The 20,023-nt window shown below is 39.1% G+C and carries 16 protein-coding genes; 9 read left to right on the top strand and 7 right to left on the bottom strand.

Features of this window, described 5'->3' with window-relative positions; translation table 11 throughout:
* Positions 1-7 precede the first annotated feature (7 nt).
* Complete coding sequence (locus H5161_RS05000) at positions 8-2,350, bottom strand: TonB-dependent siderophore receptor (protein ID WP_182768820.1); 2,343 nt, start codon at positions 2,348-2,350, stop codon at positions 8-10.
* A 418-nt stretch (positions 2,351-2,768) separates the two neighbouring features.
* Between H5161_RS05000 and H5161_RS04995 the strand changes: the two genes are divergently transcribed.
* A complete protein-coding gene (locus H5161_RS04995; RefSeq protein WP_096794390.1) occupies positions 2,769-3,182 on the top strand; it encodes a hypothetical protein in 414 nt (137 codons plus the stop codon).
* A 93-nt stretch (positions 3,183-3,275) separates the two neighbouring features.
* On the opposite strand, the gene H5161_RS04990 is transcribed toward H5161_RS04995, so the two are convergent.
* Entirely contained in the window at positions 3,276-3,701 is a 426-nt protein-coding gene (locus H5161_RS04990; RefSeq protein WP_008134499.1) for a hemerythrin domain-containing protein, read from the bottom strand.
* Positions 3,702-4,032: 331 nt separating this feature from the next.
* On the opposite strand from H5161_RS04990, the gene H5161_RS04985 reads away from it, so the two are divergent.
* From H5161_RS04985 to H5161_RS04975, 3 genes are read left to right on the top strand one after another with little or no spacing between them, the layout of a single operon-like run.
* Positions 4,033-4,287 carry a hypothetical protein gene (locus H5161_RS04985; protein WP_182768819.1) on the top strand — a complete coding sequence of 85 codons (255 nt, stop codon included), beginning with the start codon at positions 4,033-4,035 and terminating at the stop codon, positions 4,285-4,287.
* A gap of 27 nt (positions 4,288-4,314) precedes the next feature.
* On the top strand, positions 4,315-4,569 hold the full coding sequence (locus H5161_RS04980; RefSeq protein WP_182768818.1) for a hypothetical protein: 255 nt from the start codon (positions 4,315-4,317) through the stop codon (positions 4,567-4,569).
* Positions 4,570-4,598: 29 nt separating this feature from the next.
* Complete coding sequence (locus tag H5161_RS04975) at positions 4,599-4,817, top strand: DUF6500 family protein (protein ID WP_024600489.1); 219 nt, start codon at positions 4,599-4,601, stop codon at positions 4,815-4,817.
* A 36-nt stretch (positions 4,818-4,853) separates the two neighbouring features.
* Here H5161_RS04975 and H5161_RS04970 read toward each other — a convergent pair whose 3' ends face one another.
* Positions 4,854-6,773: a GGDEF domain-containing protein gene (locus H5161_RS04970; RefSeq protein WP_182768817.1), complete on the bottom strand. Its 1,920-nt coding sequence runs from the start codon at positions 6,771-6,773 to the stop codon at positions 4,854-4,856.
* A 178-nt stretch (positions 6,774-6,951) separates the two neighbouring features.
* Positions 6,952-8,607, bottom strand: coding sequence for an RluA family pseudouridine synthase (locus tag H5161_RS04965; protein ID WP_182768816.1), 1,656 nt, complete (start codon positions 8,605-8,607; stop codon positions 6,952-6,954).
* A 316-nt stretch (positions 8,608-8,923) separates the two neighbouring features.
* Here H5161_RS04965 and poxB point away from each other — a divergent pair, with 316 nt between their 5' ends.
* Positions 8,924-10,648: a ubiquinone-dependent pyruvate dehydrogenase gene (gene poxB, locus H5161_RS04960; RefSeq protein WP_182768815.1), complete on the top strand. Its 1,725-nt coding sequence runs from the start codon at positions 8,924-8,926 to the stop codon at positions 10,646-10,648.
* A 554-nt stretch (positions 10,649-11,202) separates the two neighbouring features.
* Here the strand turns inward: poxB and H5161_RS04955 are convergent.
* The 3 genes from H5161_RS04955 to H5161_RS04945 form a co-directional block, all read right to left on the bottom strand.
* Complete coding sequence (locus H5161_RS04955; RefSeq protein ID WP_002960134.1) at positions 11,203-12,429, bottom strand: threonine/serine exporter ThrE family protein; 1,227 nt, start codon at positions 12,427-12,429, stop codon at positions 11,203-11,205.
* 116 nt (positions 12,430-12,545) lie between these two features.
* Positions 12,546-13,775 (bottom strand): glycosyltransferase, encoded by a 1,230-nt coding sequence (locus tag H5161_RS04950; RefSeq protein ID WP_182768814.1) that lies wholly within the window; start codon positions 13,773-13,775, stop codon positions 12,546-12,548.
* Positions 13,772-14,767, bottom strand: a complete 996-nt coding sequence (locus H5161_RS04945) for a LacI family DNA-binding transcriptional regulator (RefSeq protein WP_182768813.1) — start codon at positions 14,765-14,767, stop codon at positions 13,772-13,774. Before H5161_RS04945 ends, H5161_RS04950 begins: the two co-directional genes overlap by 4 nt.
* A gap of 166 nt (positions 14,768-14,933) precedes the next feature.
* On the opposite strand from H5161_RS04945, the gene H5161_RS04940 reads away from it, so the two are divergent.
* The 4 genes from H5161_RS04940 (at position 14,934) to H5161_RS04925 (ending at position 20,015) form a co-directional block, all read left to right on the top strand.
* A complete protein-coding gene (locus H5161_RS04940) occupies positions 14,934-17,396 on the top strand; it encodes a prolyl oligopeptidase family serine peptidase (RefSeq protein WP_154902959.1) in 2,463 nt (820 codons plus the stop codon).
* A 71-nt stretch (positions 17,397-17,467) separates the two neighbouring features.
* Positions 17,468-18,085, top strand: a complete 618-nt coding sequence (locus H5161_RS04935) for a LysE family translocator (protein ID WP_149603552.1) — start codon at positions 17,468-17,470, stop codon at positions 18,083-18,085.
* A gap of 305 nt (positions 18,086-18,390) precedes the next feature.
* Complete coding sequence (locus tag H5161_RS04930) at positions 18,391-19,113, top strand: hypothetical protein (protein WP_002960140.1); 723 nt, start codon at positions 18,391-18,393, stop codon at positions 19,111-19,113.
* Positions 19,113-20,015 (top strand): LPP20 family lipoprotein, encoded by a 903-nt coding sequence (locus tag H5161_RS04925; protein ID WP_182768812.1) that lies wholly within the window; start codon positions 19,113-19,115, stop codon positions 20,013-20,015. Before H5161_RS04930 ends, H5161_RS04925 begins: the two co-directional genes overlap by 1 nt.
* The last annotated feature ends 8 nt before the right edge of the window (positions 20,016-20,023 follow it).

Raw genomic sequence — 20,023 nt, 5'->3', positions numbered from 1 at the left:
CTCTCTCTTAAAAACTATGCGTAAGGGTTAACTTGGCGTTAATTGGCAACTCAGGAAAAGCTAAAGTTGCACCAAAGTAACCGCCTTCAAATACTGGGCGCCAGTTTTTTTGATTCGTCACGTTGTTCACATCTAATCGTAACTTGGTATTAGGCGTAAAAGCATAGCTAGTATTTACGTTTAGGGTGTACTGATCACGAATTTTTACTGTCGCCAAAAAGTCTAATGGGTAACTCTTTGTATATAGACCTGAAAAACCCGTTTGCCATTTCGAATTAATTGAATAATTTCCGTTAAAGCTGAAAGATTGCTCAGGGATGCCCTGAACTTGGCGGTTTGAAGGTGCAAACGCGGTAAAGCTAGGTGCGCCAACACTGGTACCTGCAATAATATCTGGACGTGAGTTGTCAAATGCATCTGCTACTTGCGCTGAGTCTTGGCTACTTGCAGAATTATCGTAGCGAGCATCAATATAGCTGTAGCCGGCACTTAACCAATAAGGGTAAGCATCATAGAATACTTGGCTTTCAAAGCCGGTAGTACGAATGCCGGTATTACTACCATCGCGATTACGTAAACTACGACGTTGGCTAAACACTGCACCATCGGCGTACCAATCACTGTCGGTTGGTGCGTATTTCAAACCAAATTCAACTAAGGTATTTTCGGTTGAAAAGTTTTGTGCGCTAATCGTGTTGTCACCACCAAGAGACGTACCGCCAGCCATACTATTTGATGTGGCTTCGTTGTAACTTGCTGCACCATAAGTGGTGTAATCACCGTTTAATCGGTAATTAAAGCTTATTTGCCCCGAATGTAGCTTATCGTTAATGCTATCGCTCGCTGCAATTTCACCCTCTGGTGCTATTGGGTCGTGCGCGTCTACGTCATAAAAATCAATGCGGTAGCCAACACTTGTATGAAACTTATCTGTCCAATCTGAATCTTGCTGAATAGCAAAACCCGTTTGCCATGAGCGCGAATCGGTAGTGTCTGATAAGTTAAAGTCGCCGCTGCCATCGTTATTAATATCGTACTGACCACCAGGGGATACAAATACACCTGGACTAATTTCAATTAAACGCGCTTGTTGTGCATCAGTTAAAGGAATGCGGCGATTTGAAATTGGGCCAGTTAAATCAATAGGTAGGTCGGCTTCTGTTGTAAATTGGCTGTAGCCTAGCACGCGGTTGTAACGCACATCAAAAGCAAAAATTGTTTGCTGTTCGTTGCTCCATTGGTAAGTCAGTTCGGTACGGTTCTGCGCGGTATCGGCACCATCTATAATTTCAACAAAGCTATTTTGTGCAATTTCTTCGCGTTGTAAGTGCTGAAAATACGTAATGTTTTTTATTGATGCGTTGTTTGAAAGTTCACGCTTATAAATACTGTGTAGTAAATAAGTAGTGGCTTCGTTTTGATTGTCAGGGTCGGTAAGTACTGTACTACGGTCTATTTTTACTTGCCCAGTAGGTGAAACAATAGAACCTGCCGCTGGAACTGTACTGCCATTTACTTGCACGCCTTGGCCGGTAATATAAAGGCCATTATCTATTAGCGCTTGAGTAGGGCGGTTAATACCTGCGTTATCGGTAAATTCAACTTGGTATAACTCAAAGTTAATATCCCAGCTGCTCTTGTCATCAGGTAACACCCTAAGTGCTGCAAATAGGCTGTCGCTTTTCGTGCCCGAAAAGTCGTAGTAACTGCCGTTATCAATGTGTTCAGCGCTTACTCTAAAACCTACTTTGTCTTTTACTATAGGTGCACTGTAATCAACTAAAACGCTGTACTGATCCCATCGTCCTGCCGATACCGTTGCTTTGCCTTTACTGTCGTCAGTTGATGCTTTTTTAGAATGTAAGTTTACAAAACCACCGTTGCGTTGGCTTGAACCAAATAATACCGGTGGCGCGCCTTTTACTACATCTATTTGTTCTATAGAGTTGAACGATAACGGCACACCAAAGCCATTATTACCTGCTTGGCGGCGTGTATCATCTTGGAAAAGCTCACCTAGTTGCCCACGAATAGTAGGTAAACTTGGTGCCCCAAAACCACTGGCTGAATAGGTATTAGGGCTGACTGCAAGTACGTCTTGTAAAGTTGTAATATTGAGTTGTTCTATTAACTCGCTTGAAATTGGTGTTACTGAACGGGCTATATCTCGTAGAGCTAAGTTGTCGCCAAAGGGGCCGTCTACAGTGGCATTTTTAACCGAAAGACCTTGAGATTTAATAACTTGGCCTGCCACCTCAATACGCTCAATTGCGCCTTCTTTGGCTGCAAAAGCATTAAGTGGTGTATTTAATATGGTGGCTAGGGAAAGTGCTAAATATGCGTGTTTCAAACGTTTTCTCTCTACGGTTAAAATGTTGTTGGCGATAAAGACCGAAAGGATTAAAAATAACTTTCAGTAAAATTTTGATTCTTTTTGTTTTTTAGAACATAACAAAACAGATGCATTATAAAGATGGTAATTAAGTAGTATTGTTTTATTAGTTGATAAAATATTAATACAGCGATTGTACTAGAGTGAATGTAAATATATGCTTTTAATAGAATTTTTAATTATAGACTACTTTTAACCTGCTAACATTTTAAAAGAGTTAACTTTTATGCAGCATTTTTTAAATTACTTAAATAAGCTTCACTTTTAGTACTGCATGGCTTAACTAATGAATTTAATTAAAAATTTTTGAAATAAAAAATAACTTATACGGTCTAGGTTACTTCTACGTTTATTAATATTCATTTAAGGAAATTTTATGACAGGTTCAATGAATTCTGATGTGCAAAACCGTTTGCAGTGGTCACTTTTATCTTTGCGTTTAGGCGTGTTTATTGTAATGGTTATGTGGACATTCGATAAGTTTGTTAATCCTGGGCATAGCGCACGTATTTTTGAACATTTTTACGGTATTAGTGGCTCTACAGATATAGTGGCTTACATTATTGGTGCGGTGCAGTTAGTGCTTGTTTTAGCATTTTTAGCGGGTATTAAAAAACGCATTACTTATGGTGTGATTTTTGTGATGCATGGTTTGTCTACGCTTTCATCTTATAACCAATACATTGATGGCTTCAACAACTTATTATTCTTCACTGCATGGCCAATGTGGGCTGCGTGTTTTGCACTTTACTTATTACGCGACCAAGACGTGAAATTTACTGTAAAGTAATAAAGTATATGCAAAAAAATTGGTTATAAGCCATAAGGCTTATAACCAATAAGTACACAGGGAGTGTGTGGAAGTCGGTTTGCGTGTTTACAACTAATGCATTGCGTCGTTGTATTGCTCAGCAAGGCTCTCTTTTTGCCCTTCGGTAAGTGCTTTACCCGCTAATTGAAACACTTCGTGTTCTTCTTCACTTAAATGATGATGTACCAAATGGTGTAGCTTTTTAGCTGCAACTAACCATGCAGACGAGCTCATTTCGGTATCTTCAAGTTGTTCAATTAATTCATCAATTTCGTGATGTTCAGCTACGCTGTGGCGCGCTTTTTCATGAGTTAAGTCATCAAACATAAGTGGGTTATAAAAGTAACGTTCTTCAAATTTTGCGTGATTTTCTAATTCTGTTTTTAGCTCATCCATTAGCGTGTGGCGCTGCTCTGTGTCGCCGTGTGTTTGAATAAGCGCATCTACCAATTCTCGTTGTTTGTCATGGTCATGACGTAGTGCTTCAAAAATATTCATAACTAGTCCTTTTACAATTTATTTGCTTATATCATTAACTAGCAAACTAAATGCCAAATATTAAGTTATTGTATTTTAATAAATTTAATTTAATTTATTATTCTTTGGCTGCGATCACTGTAAATTTTACAGTGATATGAATGCAATAATTTCAGGCTTTCGCGCAGTTCAATTATAAAAGTGAGTATAAATTCCTACAGAACCTTACAAATATTTACTGGTTGTTTATTTTATTGCAGTGATAAAGTGTCAGTGTTATTTGGGTACAACCTATATATTACTCTCACACATAAATGCAGGTAGCACGTTAACTTAATAGGATAGTTTAAGGATGAACATAAAAAGCCCCGTCGCCGCATTATTGCTGTGCGCTTTACTGAGTGCATGTAGTACAGCCCCGCGTTCTGACCCTAACTTATGCATTGAAGAGGCTGAAATGGCTGATCGAAATGGCGCTCAAACAAGCTCACAGGTTTACAATCAATGCATTAGCGCACAAATTAAAAAGGATGAAAAAAATAACACTTTTTTTGATGCCATCGGTACGTTCTTTTTTGAATTTTTTGTAATGGTGGTAGAAAAGTAAATAAGTTGCGTAAAAATAGGATTAGTTATGAAGCAATTATTGATAGCAATTCCACTTTTTTTATTACTAAGAGCTTGTGCGGCGCAGCCTTACGCAGGCTCGGCAAAATGTATGGAACAAGCAGATATTGCATACGAAACCGATACACGTAAAAATGAGACACTAGATAATGAATGCAAAGCTGCAAAAGTAAATACGCCTAATAAAGAGCTTGAGAATCATGGCTTGGTTGATAGAAGCCTTTTACAGCTAATCGTTAGCTTTTTAAATGGCGTATTTTAATAGTAAAAATATAATTAAATAAGGTATGTATGAGGGAAGAACTAAGAGCAAAAATAATTACCGTATGCGATAAAAAAATAGCAGTTAAAGGCGAAAATGTAGGGCTTTCTTTTTATGCATTTTTTGCCAATAAAAACGACGATCCAGAGCTACTTATGGAAGCTGCTACTTGGTGGATACACACCCATAAATTAGATCATTTTGTAAAAGCACATAAAATTAAACAAATGGTTTTAGACGAACTTTAGTCAAGTAAGTGAGCCAATACTTTTAGCTGTGTTTATTTAATCAACTACGATTTGGTTTCTTCCGTTTTCTTTTGCTTTATAAAGTAATTTATCTGCATGCTTAATAAGAATATCGAGTGTGCTTTTTAAAGGGCTACTTACAGAGGCTCCTGCACTAAAAGTGATTTTTGTATCTGTAGGAAAGTCTTCTATATTACTGTAATGCTCGGCGAAGCTAATGGCGAGTCGGTTAAATATATCGCGAATTATTTGTTCGTCAACCGAATTTAGTGCAAACAACCATTCTTCGCCGCCGTAGCGGCCAAACTGATGATCACCACTTAGTGTTTCTTTTGCAGCCTTTGCAAAGGAAATAAGAACTAAATCTCCAACATCGTGACCAAATTGGTCGTTAATTTTTTTAAAGTAGTCTAAGTCAACAATTGCTATCGTCATTTTACCTTCACTGAGCTTTGCTTCTGCGGCGCGCATTATTCCTCTGCGATTAGGGCTATTTGTTAGATAATCTGTTAATGAAATATCGTGATATTTTTGACGTTGTCGAGCTTGCCGATAAAATAAAAATAATGAAGCAATCACTAAAATAAACGCTATAGCAGCGCTAAGTCGCCAAATTATTTTTTGTTGGTACTCTTCTTTAGCTTGTAGTTCACTAATGTCTTTTGCGTACTCTAGTTGCTGTATTTTTTCTTCTTTTTCTTTTACTTCAAACTGTACCTGTAGTGTTTTTATATTACTTTCACTGGTAGCTTCGTAGTGTTTTTTTGTATAAAGAAGCTTTTGTTCAATTGCTTCAAAAGCCTCGTCAGTGTAGTTGAGGCGTCGCTTTAGCTCATAGCGTTTACTTAAAAAATCGGCTTTATAAATACTGCGGCTGAATTTATCTAAGTTTAAAAATACCTCATCGTTTGCTTCATTTGCTTGATCAAGTAAATCTAGTTTTATATATATGTCAGCTAACAAAATGAGCGATGCGAGTTGCATGTCGTGTACACCTGCAGAACGAGCAAGCTCAATGTTCTCTTTAGTTAAAGTTAAAGCTTTATCGTAGTTTGCTTGTAAGTACTCAATGCTAGCAATTGAGTATTGGGCAAAGGTTAAGCCTTTTTGCATATTAGCTTTTTTAAAATAGAGCAATGCTTTGTCTAGGTATATTAAGGCATCTTTAGGTTTTTTTATCTCGAGCAATATATTGCCTAAACTCCAATATGCTTTTGCAGTAAAAAGCCCATCTTGTGTTTGCTCATATGCTGCAACCGCTTTTTTTGCATAATATATGGCTTTGTCTTTTTCGTTTAGATAATTATATGCATCGGCTATTTTTCTAAAAAAGTATCCCTGAGATGCTGAGTCGCCATCTTTTAATGATAATTCTAGCCCTTCTAGTGCAACATTTAGGGTCTTTTTCAATGCATCAGTATCGGTGTAATAGTAAGCAAGTGCTCGTAAAATAATAATTTTTTCTTTAGATGAATGCTGTTGCAAGCTCTCTTCTAATTTTGTGGCTAGCGTGTGTGCTGGAGCTGGGTTTGCATCCCTCGCTAGAGACTTGAGTTGTGATTCGAGAAATAATAAATACACACTTTTTTGGTTTGGTAACTCTTTGTTCTTTAAGTAATAGGATAAGTGAGTATTTAACGCTGCGTATTTTTCTTGTCTAAAAAGTAACTCCGCATACAAAGCGGCCGCTTCTAGATGAAGCTTTTCCCAATTTTGATCTTTGCTTATTTTAAACGCTTGAGTGAGTTTGTCTCCATTTTGAAGATAGTCTAATTCATTTAGTTTTATGTTATTGATGAGAGTTTGAGTCGTGTCAAAGTCTAGCGCATGTGAAGTTGCATTTAATGAATCGCCGTTAGCAGAGGCAAGTTTACTAAAAAGTAAAAATAAAAGGAGAACAATATACTTTGCCCATAAAGTATTACCTAAAATCTTTATTTGTGTATTGTTAGCCATGTTAATCCTTTGCTGATTTATTTTTATTATTGAAATACTTATTCACAGTGCTTAATAAACTTGGGTTTGAACAGTTTTTTTATACTTCTCATTGAAAAAATAAGACCACAAACGATATCAATTTAATTAATAAAAACAAACACATTATATAATATAGTCGCTGTAGTTATGTGTTTTATTAAAAATCAGCGGCTACTTCAAACTCTAATCGTTTAAGCGTAATAGGGTGAGTAAATGCTAAGTATTCTGCATGTAAATGTAATCGTTCGGCTTTTTGCCCGTAATGTGTGTCGCCTATAATTGGCATGTTTAAACCTAAGCTGTGCGCACAATGCACTCTTAATTGATGAGTTCGCCCTGTTTTAGGGTATAACTGTAATCGGGTAATATTGTTGTTACGCTCTAAAACCTGCCAGGTAGTAAGTGATGGCTTACCGTTTGTGTAACACACCATTTGGCGCGGTTTATCATCAAAGTCGAGCACTAAGGGTAAATCAATTACTCCGCTATCCTCAGCTACGTTACCATTAACTAATGCGACATAACGTTTATCTATGGTGCGTTCAATAAACTGCTTTTGCAGTGCTTTGTGCACACGTTTATTAAGCGCAATCATCAATAACCCAGAAGTCGACATATCTAATCTGTGTACAATTAGTGGGCCTGATGCCTCTGGAAACTGCGTTTTGATTCGCATATAAACTGAGTCATCAATATTAACGCCAGGTACCGATAAAAACTCAGCGGGCTTATTTACCACAAGTAAGTCGCCATCTTTATAAACAATACTTAAATCTTTACCCTGAGCTGGGTTGGTAAGTAGTGGGTTATCTTCAACATCTAAACCCTTTAGCATATGCCCAAGTATTGGTTGGCATTTACTGTAACAAGAAGGGTAGTAGTTTTTATGCTGCCTAATTGCTGATTTAGGTGCTGCTCCCCACCAAAACTCTGCCATAGCAAGTGGCTTTAAGTCATGTTTATAGGCGTATTGTAATAATTTAGGCGCTGCACAATCACCAGCACCCGAAGGAGGAGTGTGCTCAGGTAATGCTGCAAAAATAGCATTTAAATCTGTAGTTTCACCATTTGCATTTAAAAATTGGTACTGTGCAAATAGCTTTTTTTGTAAGCTTTTAGAAAGCGTTTTACGGCGTTTTTTTAAATGAGCAATTTCATTAGAAATATTGATGTGTGTTTGCTGCAGTGACTCGATTATATTTTGCCAATAGGCTTTAAGTACCAGCAGTTGCTTTTTTTCTACGATGCTTTGCCCTGCAAGCTTATTTTTTAACTGCTCAAAATCACTTTCGCTAAGTTCTAATTCACCTTCAGTACGTTGTATTTTTCGTTGCTGACGACCGGCTTGCATTACTGCCTGTTGAGCTAATAGCGCTTGCTGGTAGCTCTGTGTTGCATCATCAAGTTTGTTATTAACTTCAAGTAGTTGTTCGCTATTTTCTAACTGCTCAATTTGAGCATTAATATCGTTAATTATTTTACTTTGAGCCAAATAGGTATCATCTTGAAGTTGCATGCTAGAAACAGGCGGCACAAAACTAATATTGCCTTTATCACCTTCAATTTGTCCCGAATAAGCACTTAAAAAGCCTAATTGTTGCTTAGCATTTTGCACCACTAAAACCCCAAACATTTTACCTGCATTTTCTGCTTTTAAATGCGTTAACGTTTCAAGTTGTTGCTGTAATTGTTTTGTGGCTGCTACAGCTAATGGTTGCGGCTCGTAATAAAAAGGGAAAGTAAACTTTTCAGGAAGCGCGAGAGCATCAATATTTTGAGAAAATAATGTAAAGCAAGAAGCAGAATTTGACATAGAAGTAAGAGAAAAGCATTCAGTAAAATAATTGAGCGCATAATAACATATTCATAGTTAAGCCACTAAAAATCTCGCACCCGCATATTCATAAACACTTTAAAGCGGACATTCATGTTTTATGTATCAGTATGGGGTCGCAGCAAGCATAGGCGTTTGTTAGTAAAGTCTCAGTAGTAATATATTTATCATTATCAAAATATTTAAGCTTATCGATTCTCAATAATTGAGCGCATTTCGAAACGATGACTTACCTGATAGATCAGAGACGAAAAATCAATTTACAGAATAACTGAATATTTAGGAGTTCTATATTATGAGTCAAAATATCGCAAGTTTTATCACTAAAACCCTCGAACAAGCTGGCGTAAAACGTATTTGGGGAGTAACTGGCGATTCACTTAACGGCATTAGTGAAAGTCTGCGAAAAATGGGAACAATTGAATGGCTAGGTACGCGACATGAAGAAGTTGCCGCATTTGCAGCTGGTGGCGAAGCACATTTATCAGGCGAGCTTGCGGTGTGTGCGGGTTCTTGCGGGCCAGGTAACCTTCATTTAATTAATGGCTTATTTGATTGTCAGCGCAATAATGTACCAGTATTAGCAATTGCCGCACATATTCCTTCATCTGAAATTGGCAGTAGTTATTTTCAAGAAACCCATCCGCAAGAATTATTTAAAGAATGCAGTGTGTATTGTGAAATGGTGTCGAGCCCTGAGCAAATGCCGTACCTGCTAGAAACAGCAATGCGACAAGCAATACTAAACAAAGGCATGAGTGTACTTGTGCTACCTGGCGATATTGCATTAAAAGATATGCCTAAAGCTATCAAACCAAAATGGAACGTGCCAAGGCCAGCAACACATACTCCCGCTTTATCTGATATTGAAGCAATGGCGACTCATCTTAATAAAAGTAAAAAAGTAACCTTATTGTGTGGTGCAGGTTGTAAGGATGCCCACGACGAAATTGTTGCGCTAGCCGAAAAATTACAAGCACCGATAGTGCATGCCATGCGCGGTAAAGAATTTATTGTATACGATAATCCTTACGATGTTGGTATGACCGGATTTATTGGCTTTGCATCGGGCTATCATGCAATGCAAGAAGCCGATACGTTATTAATGATTGGTACTAGTTTTCCTTATCGTGCTTTTTATCCCGAAAATACCACCATATTGCAAATTGATAATCAGGCTGCGTCACTCGGGCGACACGTGCAAATTGACTGTGGCGTGTTAGGGGATACTAAAAACTCAGTGGCCACACTGCTTGATTATATTAAAGGTGAACGGAGCAGTTCGCACTTACAAAAATGTGTTAAAAATTACAAAGAGTCTCGACAAGATCTTGATGAACTTGCCAGTGGCAAAACCTCGCAAAATTTAATTCATCCGCAATACCTAACACGTTTACTCAACGAGCAAGCGACTGACGATGCTGTTTTTACTTGTGATGTAGGTACGCCAACAGTGTGGGCTGCGCGTTATTTATCAATGAATGGTAAGCGTCGCTTAATAGGATCGTTTAATCATGGCTCTATGGCAAATGCGATGTCGCAGGCAATGGGGGTTCAATCTGTTGATAGAGACCGCCAAGTCATTGCAATGTGTGGTGATGGTGGCTTTTCGATGTTAATGGGGGATTTAATCTCACTTAAGCAGCTTAATTTACCAATAAAGATTGTTGTTTATAATAATCGCTCACTTAGTTTTGTGGCTATGGAAATGAAAGCCAGTGGGTTTTTATCAAGCGATACCGATTTAAAAAACCCAAGTTTTGCTAACATTGCAGAGGCTTGTGGATTAAAAGGGATTCATGTGGATGACCCTGAAAAATTACTATCGGCAATGAACGAGATGATGAACCACTCAGGACCTGTTGTTTTAGAAGTCGATACTGCAAAACAAGAGCTTTCAATGCCGCCGCAAATCAAATTAGAGCAAGCAAAAGGCTTTAGTGTTTACATGATGAAAGCGCTGATAAACGGCAAAGGAAACGAGATTGTAGAGCTTGCCAAAACTAACTGGTCACGCTAAGTGAGTTACTTCCCTATTGAGTACTTTTGCTCAATAGGGAAGTGCCAAGTAATAATCCTCACTATCATCTTTTATTATTAATAAGCTAAGGCTGCTGTTTGTAAGTGATTGAACTGAAATAGAAAATAATATATGGTTTATCATTAAATTAATAAAAACACGCATAAAATACCTCTACTCATAGAGGGAACGGAGCAATAATGAAATGGAAATCGGTTTTACTGTCGCTGGCTGTTTTATGGCTTATTCAAGCTCAGCAAAGCAGTTTACGCACCAGTGAATACGCAAATATCTAGCCTATTGCAAGTAAATTCAACGCAGTTAGCGCTGAAAATAGCTGCTTGAGATAGATTTATTATCCAGAGTTTAGGTTATTTAGAAAGCGCTGAACTGTTTTTACGTTGGAATCACTATGAGGTTTTTGAGTTTGACTCAAGTGCAATGTAATGAGCTAAAACATTTAGCATTGGCCTCAATTGCTACTTGGTAGTTGTTTTTAGTTTAATGTTTTACTCGCTTTACTCAATTAAAGTAAAGCGAGTGCTCAGTATCAGTTACAAACTCTTTTTAGGCGGTAGGGCTACGTTTGCAAATATTAGCCCTGCAACAAGCGACATAAATATTAAAAACGTTTGCTGGCCTATATGCTCTGCGTATATAAAGTCTTGGCCTTCAATGAGTGAGTTTAAGCCAATATAGGTTTTGCTACCTGGTACTAATACAATTAAGCCTTGCATGGCCACAATAGAAGCCGGCGCATTAGCAACACGGTTAAACAAGTTACTAAATATACCTACCGATAAAGCACCCACAAACGTACCTAACGTGTAATCAAGGTACATAGCCGAGCCAATACTGGTGCCATACGCTATAAAGCCTGATGCAATAGACCAAACAGCGTGCTTAAGTTTGGTTCTAAAAATAACGATTAAGCTGCTACAAAGTAAAAATATAGCCAGCCATGCTGTCCACTTTGGTAATGGTTCAGGTTGTACAAAGTCAGCTTGCCCAAAGAGTGCAAAGCCAATACCTATGCCAATAAAACCGCCAAAATAGAGTTTAAATAACAGCATAAACGAGTCCATGACTCTTGCTGTACCCGACACTAAATGCCGCGCTGCAAGCTCTGCTAAGCCAAGCGCAAGTGCTAAACCTGGTATAAATACAATAATGGCCGAAAGTACCACCAAGCGTATGTTTATTTCAGGTGTTATATACACGCTTACTGCACAGGCAAGTATTGCTGATATTATGGCCACTAATGGCTCAAGCATATGGGCTACGCGTTTTGAGCGTCCAGACCAAAGCACAAACAAATAAACAACTAAAGTAAGAAGCGATGACCAAATAACATCAGTCCAGCTAGTACCCATTAACATTGCAAACGCACCACCAGAAGTTGCAAACGCAACGCCCGTAACAAGTTTATTGTATGGGTTTGGCATGTCGTAGATAGCATCTAGCTGGGCGTCAACTTCTTGTAAAGTTAGCTTGTCGTCAAGCATTTGGTTTACAAGATCGTCGGTGTCGGCAAGTGAGCCTAAATCGTGATCGCCAGGGTCTACACGCGCAACATGGGTGTACTCGTCTTCGTGGCCATCAGTCCAAATAACAAACGTTACCGAAGTTGGCGACATAACAAACGACGATTTAAGTCCTAAATATGTAGCCACTTCCATTAGGTGGGCTTCTAGGCGGTAAGCAGGCGTACCATACTTGTGAAGCATTTTACCCAATTTAACGATAAATTTGCGTTTTTCTGTAAAGGTTGCAGTTTTCAAATCTTTTTGGACCAAATATTGCGATAACTAAGCTAAAAATATAGACAATACAGCTAAAACTGCCCACGTTTGATGGGCGCGATTTTAAACACTAATTGGTGTGTGTCTAGTCATTTTTAATCTAATTTTTTATTTTTTTCAGCTATCCATTGCGACATGTATTGAGTGCTGCGCATTGTATGATGTTTGAGCATTTGGCCTGTAAAGTTTTTTTCGCGATGAGCCTCTAAATCGCTACTTATTGAATCGATTTTTTTAATTAACACCGTACTCAATTGTGCTTTATCGTAAAGCGTATTAAGGAGCGTGTTGCCATCTTGCTGTGCTTGTTCAAAGTCACTTTGATTGGTGTACATTTCAACAGCAGCATTGGCAAAATCGTCGGCGGTGTTGGCTATTTTACCAGGCCATGGTAAATCGTTATGCATGCCCTCTGCACCAATATAGGTGGTAACGCTGGGTGTTTGCATAATCATGGCTTCAAGTAATTTACCTTTAATGCCTGCACCAAAACGAAGTGGTGCTAAACATACGCGTGCGCTTTGCATTACATCAAACGCATTATCGGCCCAGCCTTTTATTAAAAACCCTGTTTTAGGGTTATTTAGTGCCGTGGCTTTTGGTGGTGGGTAGGAGCCATAAATATGTAGTTCTGCTTTTGGGAGTTGCTTGCGAATAACTGGCCATATTTTTTGTAAGTAAAGTACAGCATCCCAGTTTGGTGCGTGTCTAAAGTTACCTATGGTCATAAAGTGCTGGCGCTGCTCAAACGTTTTTGTACTTGTAGGCAGTGAGCTTAAATCGACCATAAATGGTAAATGGTGTAATAAGCTTGGCTCTATTTTAAATACGCTGTTTAGCAGGCTCATTTCATAACTTGAAATAATTAAGCTTAGGTCGCAGCGTAAAATAGCGGCAATTTCTCGTTTTGCTATGTCTGAGTGTAAATCGCTGGTTGTAAACTCGCGCTCACCTTTGTGCGCTTCGTGGCGTGCATTACGTAGGCATTGTAAATCTTCGGTATCGAGAATTTTAATGGCATTTGGGCAATGTTTATCGACGCGCCAGCCAAATTGTTCTTCCATCATAAAGCGGTCAAACATGACTATATCTGGGTTATAGGCTTTAACGTATTCGTCAAAGCTATCGCAGTTTAGTGCAATGCTTTGGCTGGTTATACCAAAGTCGTCAAGGTTTACCATGTGGTCGGTGCGCTGCGCGGGCGTTGCAAATTCAACGTCCCAGTTTTGCGCTCTAAATGCATTTAATAACGACATCATGTGCGTTCCCGCAGCAGACGAATTTGGCTCTGGCCATACGTAGCCAATTACCAGCACTTTTTTCATTGGCTAGAATCTCTAATTTGTAAGTTTACATTTACCAGTGTTTTTACTGGCGGGACTGTATTTTGTAGTAGCTCTTGGAGTATTAAAAGGCACCGCTTAGCTATATCAGTTGTACTAATAGCCACGGTGGTTAAGTGATTATTTATAACCGCGCTATTAGGAATGTGGTGGCAACTCACTACTTTAATAGAGTGATGAGTTAATGAGTTAATAGCGGCAATAACACCTTGAGCAATAATATCGTTTGCACACACCACTGCGTTTAATGTGGGTTTGTGTTTATATGCTTCCATAAATGCATTTTTAGCGCTAAGGGCTGTGTTTACTGCGCAGTCAATGGGTGCTAATGGTGTAATGCTGTGCTGCGCGCATGCGGTATTAAAGCCACTTTGCAGTGCTTGTGAATCACTTAAAGTAAGTTCACTGCCTATAAATGCTATGTTTGTCACGCCTTGTGCGAGTAAATGCATACTGGCTAAGTGGCTGGCTTTTTTATAGTCGGGTAATACACACGGAGCTGCGCTAAAGGGCACTTCACTCATTAAGGTAATTACTTTGTGTTGCGCGCTGAGCGCATCAAGCCATTTGGGGCAAGTATTAGCAACGGGGCAAATAATAAATGCAGCCGCGTTGTATTCTTTTAAGTTTTTAACTGCGTTTGCTTGTAGCTCAAGGCTATTATTACTGCTTACAATCATGGCTTGTAAGCCATTGTCGTTTAACAAAAGTTCTAAGCTGGTAGCAAGGTGTGCCATAGCTGGGTTAGTTAAATCATTTATTACTATGGCCACTAAGTTAGAGCGTTTTGAGCGCATAGCAGCGGCATCACGATTATAAACGTACCCTAGCTCATCTATCGCTTTTAGTATTTTTTGTTTACTTTTATTGCCCACTTTATCGCTTTGGGTAAGTACCAAGGATACGGTTGATTTTGATACACCAGCACGCTCTGCAACATCAAAAATGGTGACTGATTTGGCTTTGTTATGCATTGTATTTTAAGTACCGCAGTGGTGAATAAATAGCGCTGTAGTTTAGCTTAATCAGCACTATTAAGTCATCTTTTAGAGGTGTTTAACTTACCTTAATACTTTATGAACAAAGCAAAACGTGTTTATATACGCCTATAAGAGTAAAAAATAACAAAAGGATAAAAACATGAGCGCTTTTAGGCTGTTAGTTGTCTTTATTTGTTGTGCGGCATTAGTCCCAACAAGTTACGCCGAGCAGGGCTATCAAACCCCATCACCCGAACTTGCAGCATTGGTTGACGCTAAGTTAGCACCCACTAGTTACTTATCGAGCGATGGCCAGTGGCTAGCGCTTTTTGAGCGCAAACGTGTAGTAACCCTTGATGAACTTGCAAAAGAAGAGCTTAAGCTTGCAGGTATTAAGCTAAACCCCGCTAATTTTTCGCGCTCTCGTGTGAGTGCCAAATTTAGTGCCGTGGAGCTAAAGCATGTTCAAAGCGGGTCGGTTATTAGCATTAACAACTTACCTAATGGCATTATCCGCTCACCTAAATGGTCATCTAATAGTAAATATTTAGCCTTTGTTGTTGAGCAACCAACCCAAGCCAACTTATGGCTTTACAGCGTTGAAACCAAACAAGCAAAAGAGTTAACTAGTGCTGCGTTAAATTCGGTACTAACTGCATCGCCATATAAATGGCTGCCAGATAGCAGCGCCATTGTTGCAAATCTTGCTGTTAATTTTGGTAAACCAAGGCTTGAAAATAACAGCCAAAATGTAGTGCCTGTTATTCAACAAAGTACTGGCGAAAAAGCGCCAGCACGTACTTACCAAAATTTATTAACCAGCCCGTTTGATGAATCACAGTTTAAGTTTTACGGCCAAGGGCAATTGGCTTACATAACGCTTGATGGCAATACTCAAGCAATAGGTAGCCCTTCTTTATTTAAATCGTTTTCAGTATCACCTGATTCTACCAATATTTTAGTTGCCGGTATTAATGAGCCGTTTTCGTATCAAGTGCCTTACAGCCGCTTTGCAAGCACGTGGCAAATATGGGGCATGCGCGGCTATGCATTAGCAGAGCTGGCAAAACAGCCACTTGCCGATAATATTCCACAAGGTTACGACAGTGTACGCACTGGCCGCCGTGATTTTGAATGGCGAGCCGATCAAGGTGCTGAAGTTATTTGGGCCGAGGCGCAAGATGGCGGCGACATGAAAACCGACGTTGAGCATCATGATTATGTTTACAGCTTACGTGCACCATTTAAACGCGAGCCTAAATTATTTGCCAAAGTAGAGCGCCGTTATGCGGGAATGGAGTGGGGCAACGAAAACGTAGCAATGCTGACAGACTGGCGCTTTAGCGATCGCCAAGTACGTACTTACATAGTGCAACCACGAAATGCCGACAGAAACCGCGTGCTATTTTCAGAGCGTAGTTACAACGATGCGTACAAAGACCCGGGTAATGCCATTTACGAGCGCAACGATTTAGGCGCAAACGTAATTAAAATTGTAGGCGGGCGTTATATTTACCTGCGCGGTAATGGTGCTTCAGAGCAAGGTAATGTGCCGTTTTTAGATAGGTACGATGTTAAAACAAATAGCAGCAAGCGTTTATGGCAATCAGAAGCGCCATACTATGAGCGTGTTCGTGCACTACTTGATGACGAAGGTGAGCGCTTTATTACTATTCGCGAATCTAAAACTGAGCAACCTAACTTTTTTATACGTGATTTAGATAACGACACGTTAACGCAACTAACGACATTTGAGCATCCGTACCCTGCATTTAAAGGCGTAACTAAAGAGCAATTACGTTATAAACGCGACGACGGCGTTGAGCTTTCGGGCACGCTTTATTTACCACCAGGGTACGATAAAACACAAGGCCCGTTACCGGTACTTATGTGGGCTTATCCACTTGAATACAAAGATAAAGCCGTTGCATCGCAAGTACGCGAATCGCCTTATGCGTTTACCTACATTGGTTATTGGGGCCCAATGCCTTACCTTGCTAAAGGGATTGCCGTGTTTGACGACCCTAAAATGCCAATAGTGGGTATTGATGGCAGCGAGCCAAACGATAACTTTAGAAAGCAGTTAGTATCAAGTGCGCAAGCAGCTGTTGATGTATTGGTTAAAAAAGGTATTGCCGATAAAAACAAAATAGCCATAGCAGGGCACTCGTATGGTGCATTTATGGTTGCTAACTTATTGGCTCATAGCGATTTATTTAAAACAGGTATTGCTCGCAGTGGCGCGTATAACCGCACATTAACGCCGTTTGGTTTTCAAGGAGAAGAGCGTGATTTTTGGCAAGCACAAAGTGTGTACGCTAATATGTCGCCGTTTTTCCATGCTGAAAAAATTAACGAACCAATGCTAATGATCCACGGCCAAGAAGATCCTAATTCAGGAACCTTCCCAATGCAAAGTGAGCGCATGTACGCAGCCCTTAAAGGTTTAGGTAAAGATGCTCGCTTAGTAATGCTCCCTTATGAAGCACATGGTTACCGTGCGCGTAAAAGCTTATTACATGTGTTGTGGGAACAAGAACAGTGGTTAGATAAGTATTTGTTAAATGATACAGCAGAGCCAGTAGAGGTTATTACTGACCCCGTGGTAAGTGCTGGTCAATAGTAATAAAAATGAGTAAGCAACAGCGCGGCTACTTATAGCCGCGTTTTTGCTTTTAATATGAGAGTAAATTAATGATTGATGTAGCAGCACTTGCGGTTTTTATTCCTACCTTCTTTTTTGTGTCGATAACGCCAGGTATGTGTATGACCCTTGCCATGACACTCGGTATGAGCATTGGCGTGCGCCGCACATTATGGATGATGATAGGCGAGCTGTTAGGTGTCGCAAGTGTTGCCATAGCTGCGGTATTAGGTGTTGCAAGCGTAATGCTAAATTACCCAGATGCGTTTGCTATTTTAAAGTGGGTAGGCGGTGCGTACTTAATTTATATTGGCGTTAACATGTGGCGAGCCAAAGGAAAAATGTCGGTCGATACCTCAAAACCAAGTGACGTAAGTAGGAAGTCGTTATTTACGCAAGGTTTTGTAACCGCAATTGCTAACCCTAAAGGGTGGGCGTTTATGATTTCACTACTGCCACCCTTTATAAGTGTTGAGCATGCTGTAGCCCCTCAGCTTTTAGTATTGCTTGGTGTTATAATGACCACCGAGTTTTTAAGTATGTTAGCTTACGCAACAGGCGGTAAAAGCTTACGTTTATTTTTAAGCCGTGGTGATAATATAAAATGGATGAACCGTATTGCTGGTAGTTTAATGGTTGCTGTAGGTGTGTGGTTAGCGTTGGACTAATTATTCAAGATTAACGATAAACGTGATTGAACAATGTCTATACAGCTTGCAAGGGTTTTTTACATAAAACTAAATAAATAGAGCTATCACACAAAAATGAGACAAAAGTATTAACTTAAGCTGAACACCTTGTCGTGGTTACATTTGTTTATTTTTTTGTTGATAGTAATATAAATTTATTAATTTTCTGTGTTGCATTTTTTTACAAATTCGGTAATTCTATACTCATATTCAAGGAAGAATGAATCAAGTCAACAGCTTAGCTTTGTGCTTTCTTGCCTTTTTAATGTATAGGGAATTACCTCATGAAAAAAGCTATTCTATCCGCACTTATTTTTGTACCTCTTTTTGCTGGTTGTGTTTCAACAACCGATACTAGTACTTCTGCTAATTTAGACCGCAATACTGCAGTTGCAGAGTTAACTACTCGAATGGATACACTCGGTTATTTTCACCCGGTGGCTGTACAGGTAGGTATTGACGAATTTTTAAATATGTCAGCTATTATCCTTGAGCGTCAACGAAAAGTTATGGGTGAATACCGCACTCAAACTGATAACTACCGTGATGTACAAGCCTTTTTATATGCCCATCAAAAGTCGACACCAGAGCAACTTCAAGCTGCAATCGAAGAGTTTGACGCAGGAGCAAAGAATAAAGATGAAGAAATTGGTCATAAAATAGCAGCTTATAACTTAGCGAACGAAGGTATTTATCAGCAAAATGTTGAACTTGCGACTGATTTAACGGTAGAGATTGCTAAATCTGCTTATATTTTAAGCCAACACAGCACTGTCATAGCGAAAGTAACAGCTTTAAAAATGGGTGGAAATCTTGTCAGTTCATGGCTTTCAAGCGATGAAGAGAATGCTGAGCAAGAAGAAGATCCCAAAGATATAGGCACCGCTCTTATTAAAGCAAAAGATCAACTTGCGTTAGCGCTTGAAGCAAACGAAATTATAGAACTTGAGCAAGCAACTATTACAGCAATAAATGAGTTACAACTTGAGCAAGAAGCGAAAGGCTAATGAAAACAAGCATTTTTGCTTTTCTTATAGCAGGTGCTTTTAGCTGCTCAGCTCAAAACTGGCCAGATTGGGTAACTCAACCGCAAAAAAGTGATGAATATATTACTGCGGTTGGGGTTGGTGAGAGTCGCTTAGCTGCAAAGCAAGCGGCTATAGCCGATATTACTACTCAACTAAGCGTTGATGTAAGTACGCAGCAATTACAAAAGTTCATAAAGCAGGACAACCAAGCAAGCAATTATTTTGAACAAGCAACAACCTTAACTAGTTTACCGTTTACATTAACTGGACTAGAGGAGCTAAATACGCTTGAGAAAAATAACTTATTTGCTTTAAAAATGGGAGTTAAAAAATCGACTTTAGTAAAAAACCTAAAATCTGATTTATTAAAACTTTCTCGTATCTCTGCGCCAAAAAATGACAACGAACAGCGTTTCATTTGGGCACTTAAAAATAGTGGAGGTCTTGATGTTGCGGCAAAAAAGCTAGCAGTATTAGAGCTCCTTTCTGGGCCTAAGCTATTAATTCAATCGACTTTAAATAATTTATTGAATGAGCAAGCAAAAGCATTAAATGCTGTTTCTTGTGATGTGATCGGTGCTAATAATATTAGCGAAATTAAATCAGCACTAAATAATGCACTCCCACATAGCGGCGATACACGTTTATGGATGCGTCCCCAAATACGTTGGCAGTACGCCAAATCTAATAATAATTATTCAGCCAAAGTTATTTTAACTCTAGCGCTAACGCGAAGTTCAAGTCCTTTCAAAGTATTACTACAACAGGATCTTTTTGCGCAAGAAAGTGCTACGACACAAGAAAATGCAAAACAAAAAGCGATTAACAATTTAGTACAACAACTTAAAGCGCCTGCTAGTCAGTGGCTGTTCGATATTTAGGAATGGTA

Source organism: Pseudoalteromonas sp. SG43-5, from assembly GCF_014164345.1.
In the GTDB taxonomy this organism is placed as follows: domain Bacteria; phylum Pseudomonadota; class Gammaproteobacteria; order Enterobacterales; family Alteromonadaceae; genus Pseudoalteromonas; species Pseudoalteromonas distincta.
This window is presented reverse-complemented; position numbering and strand designations above follow the sequence as displayed.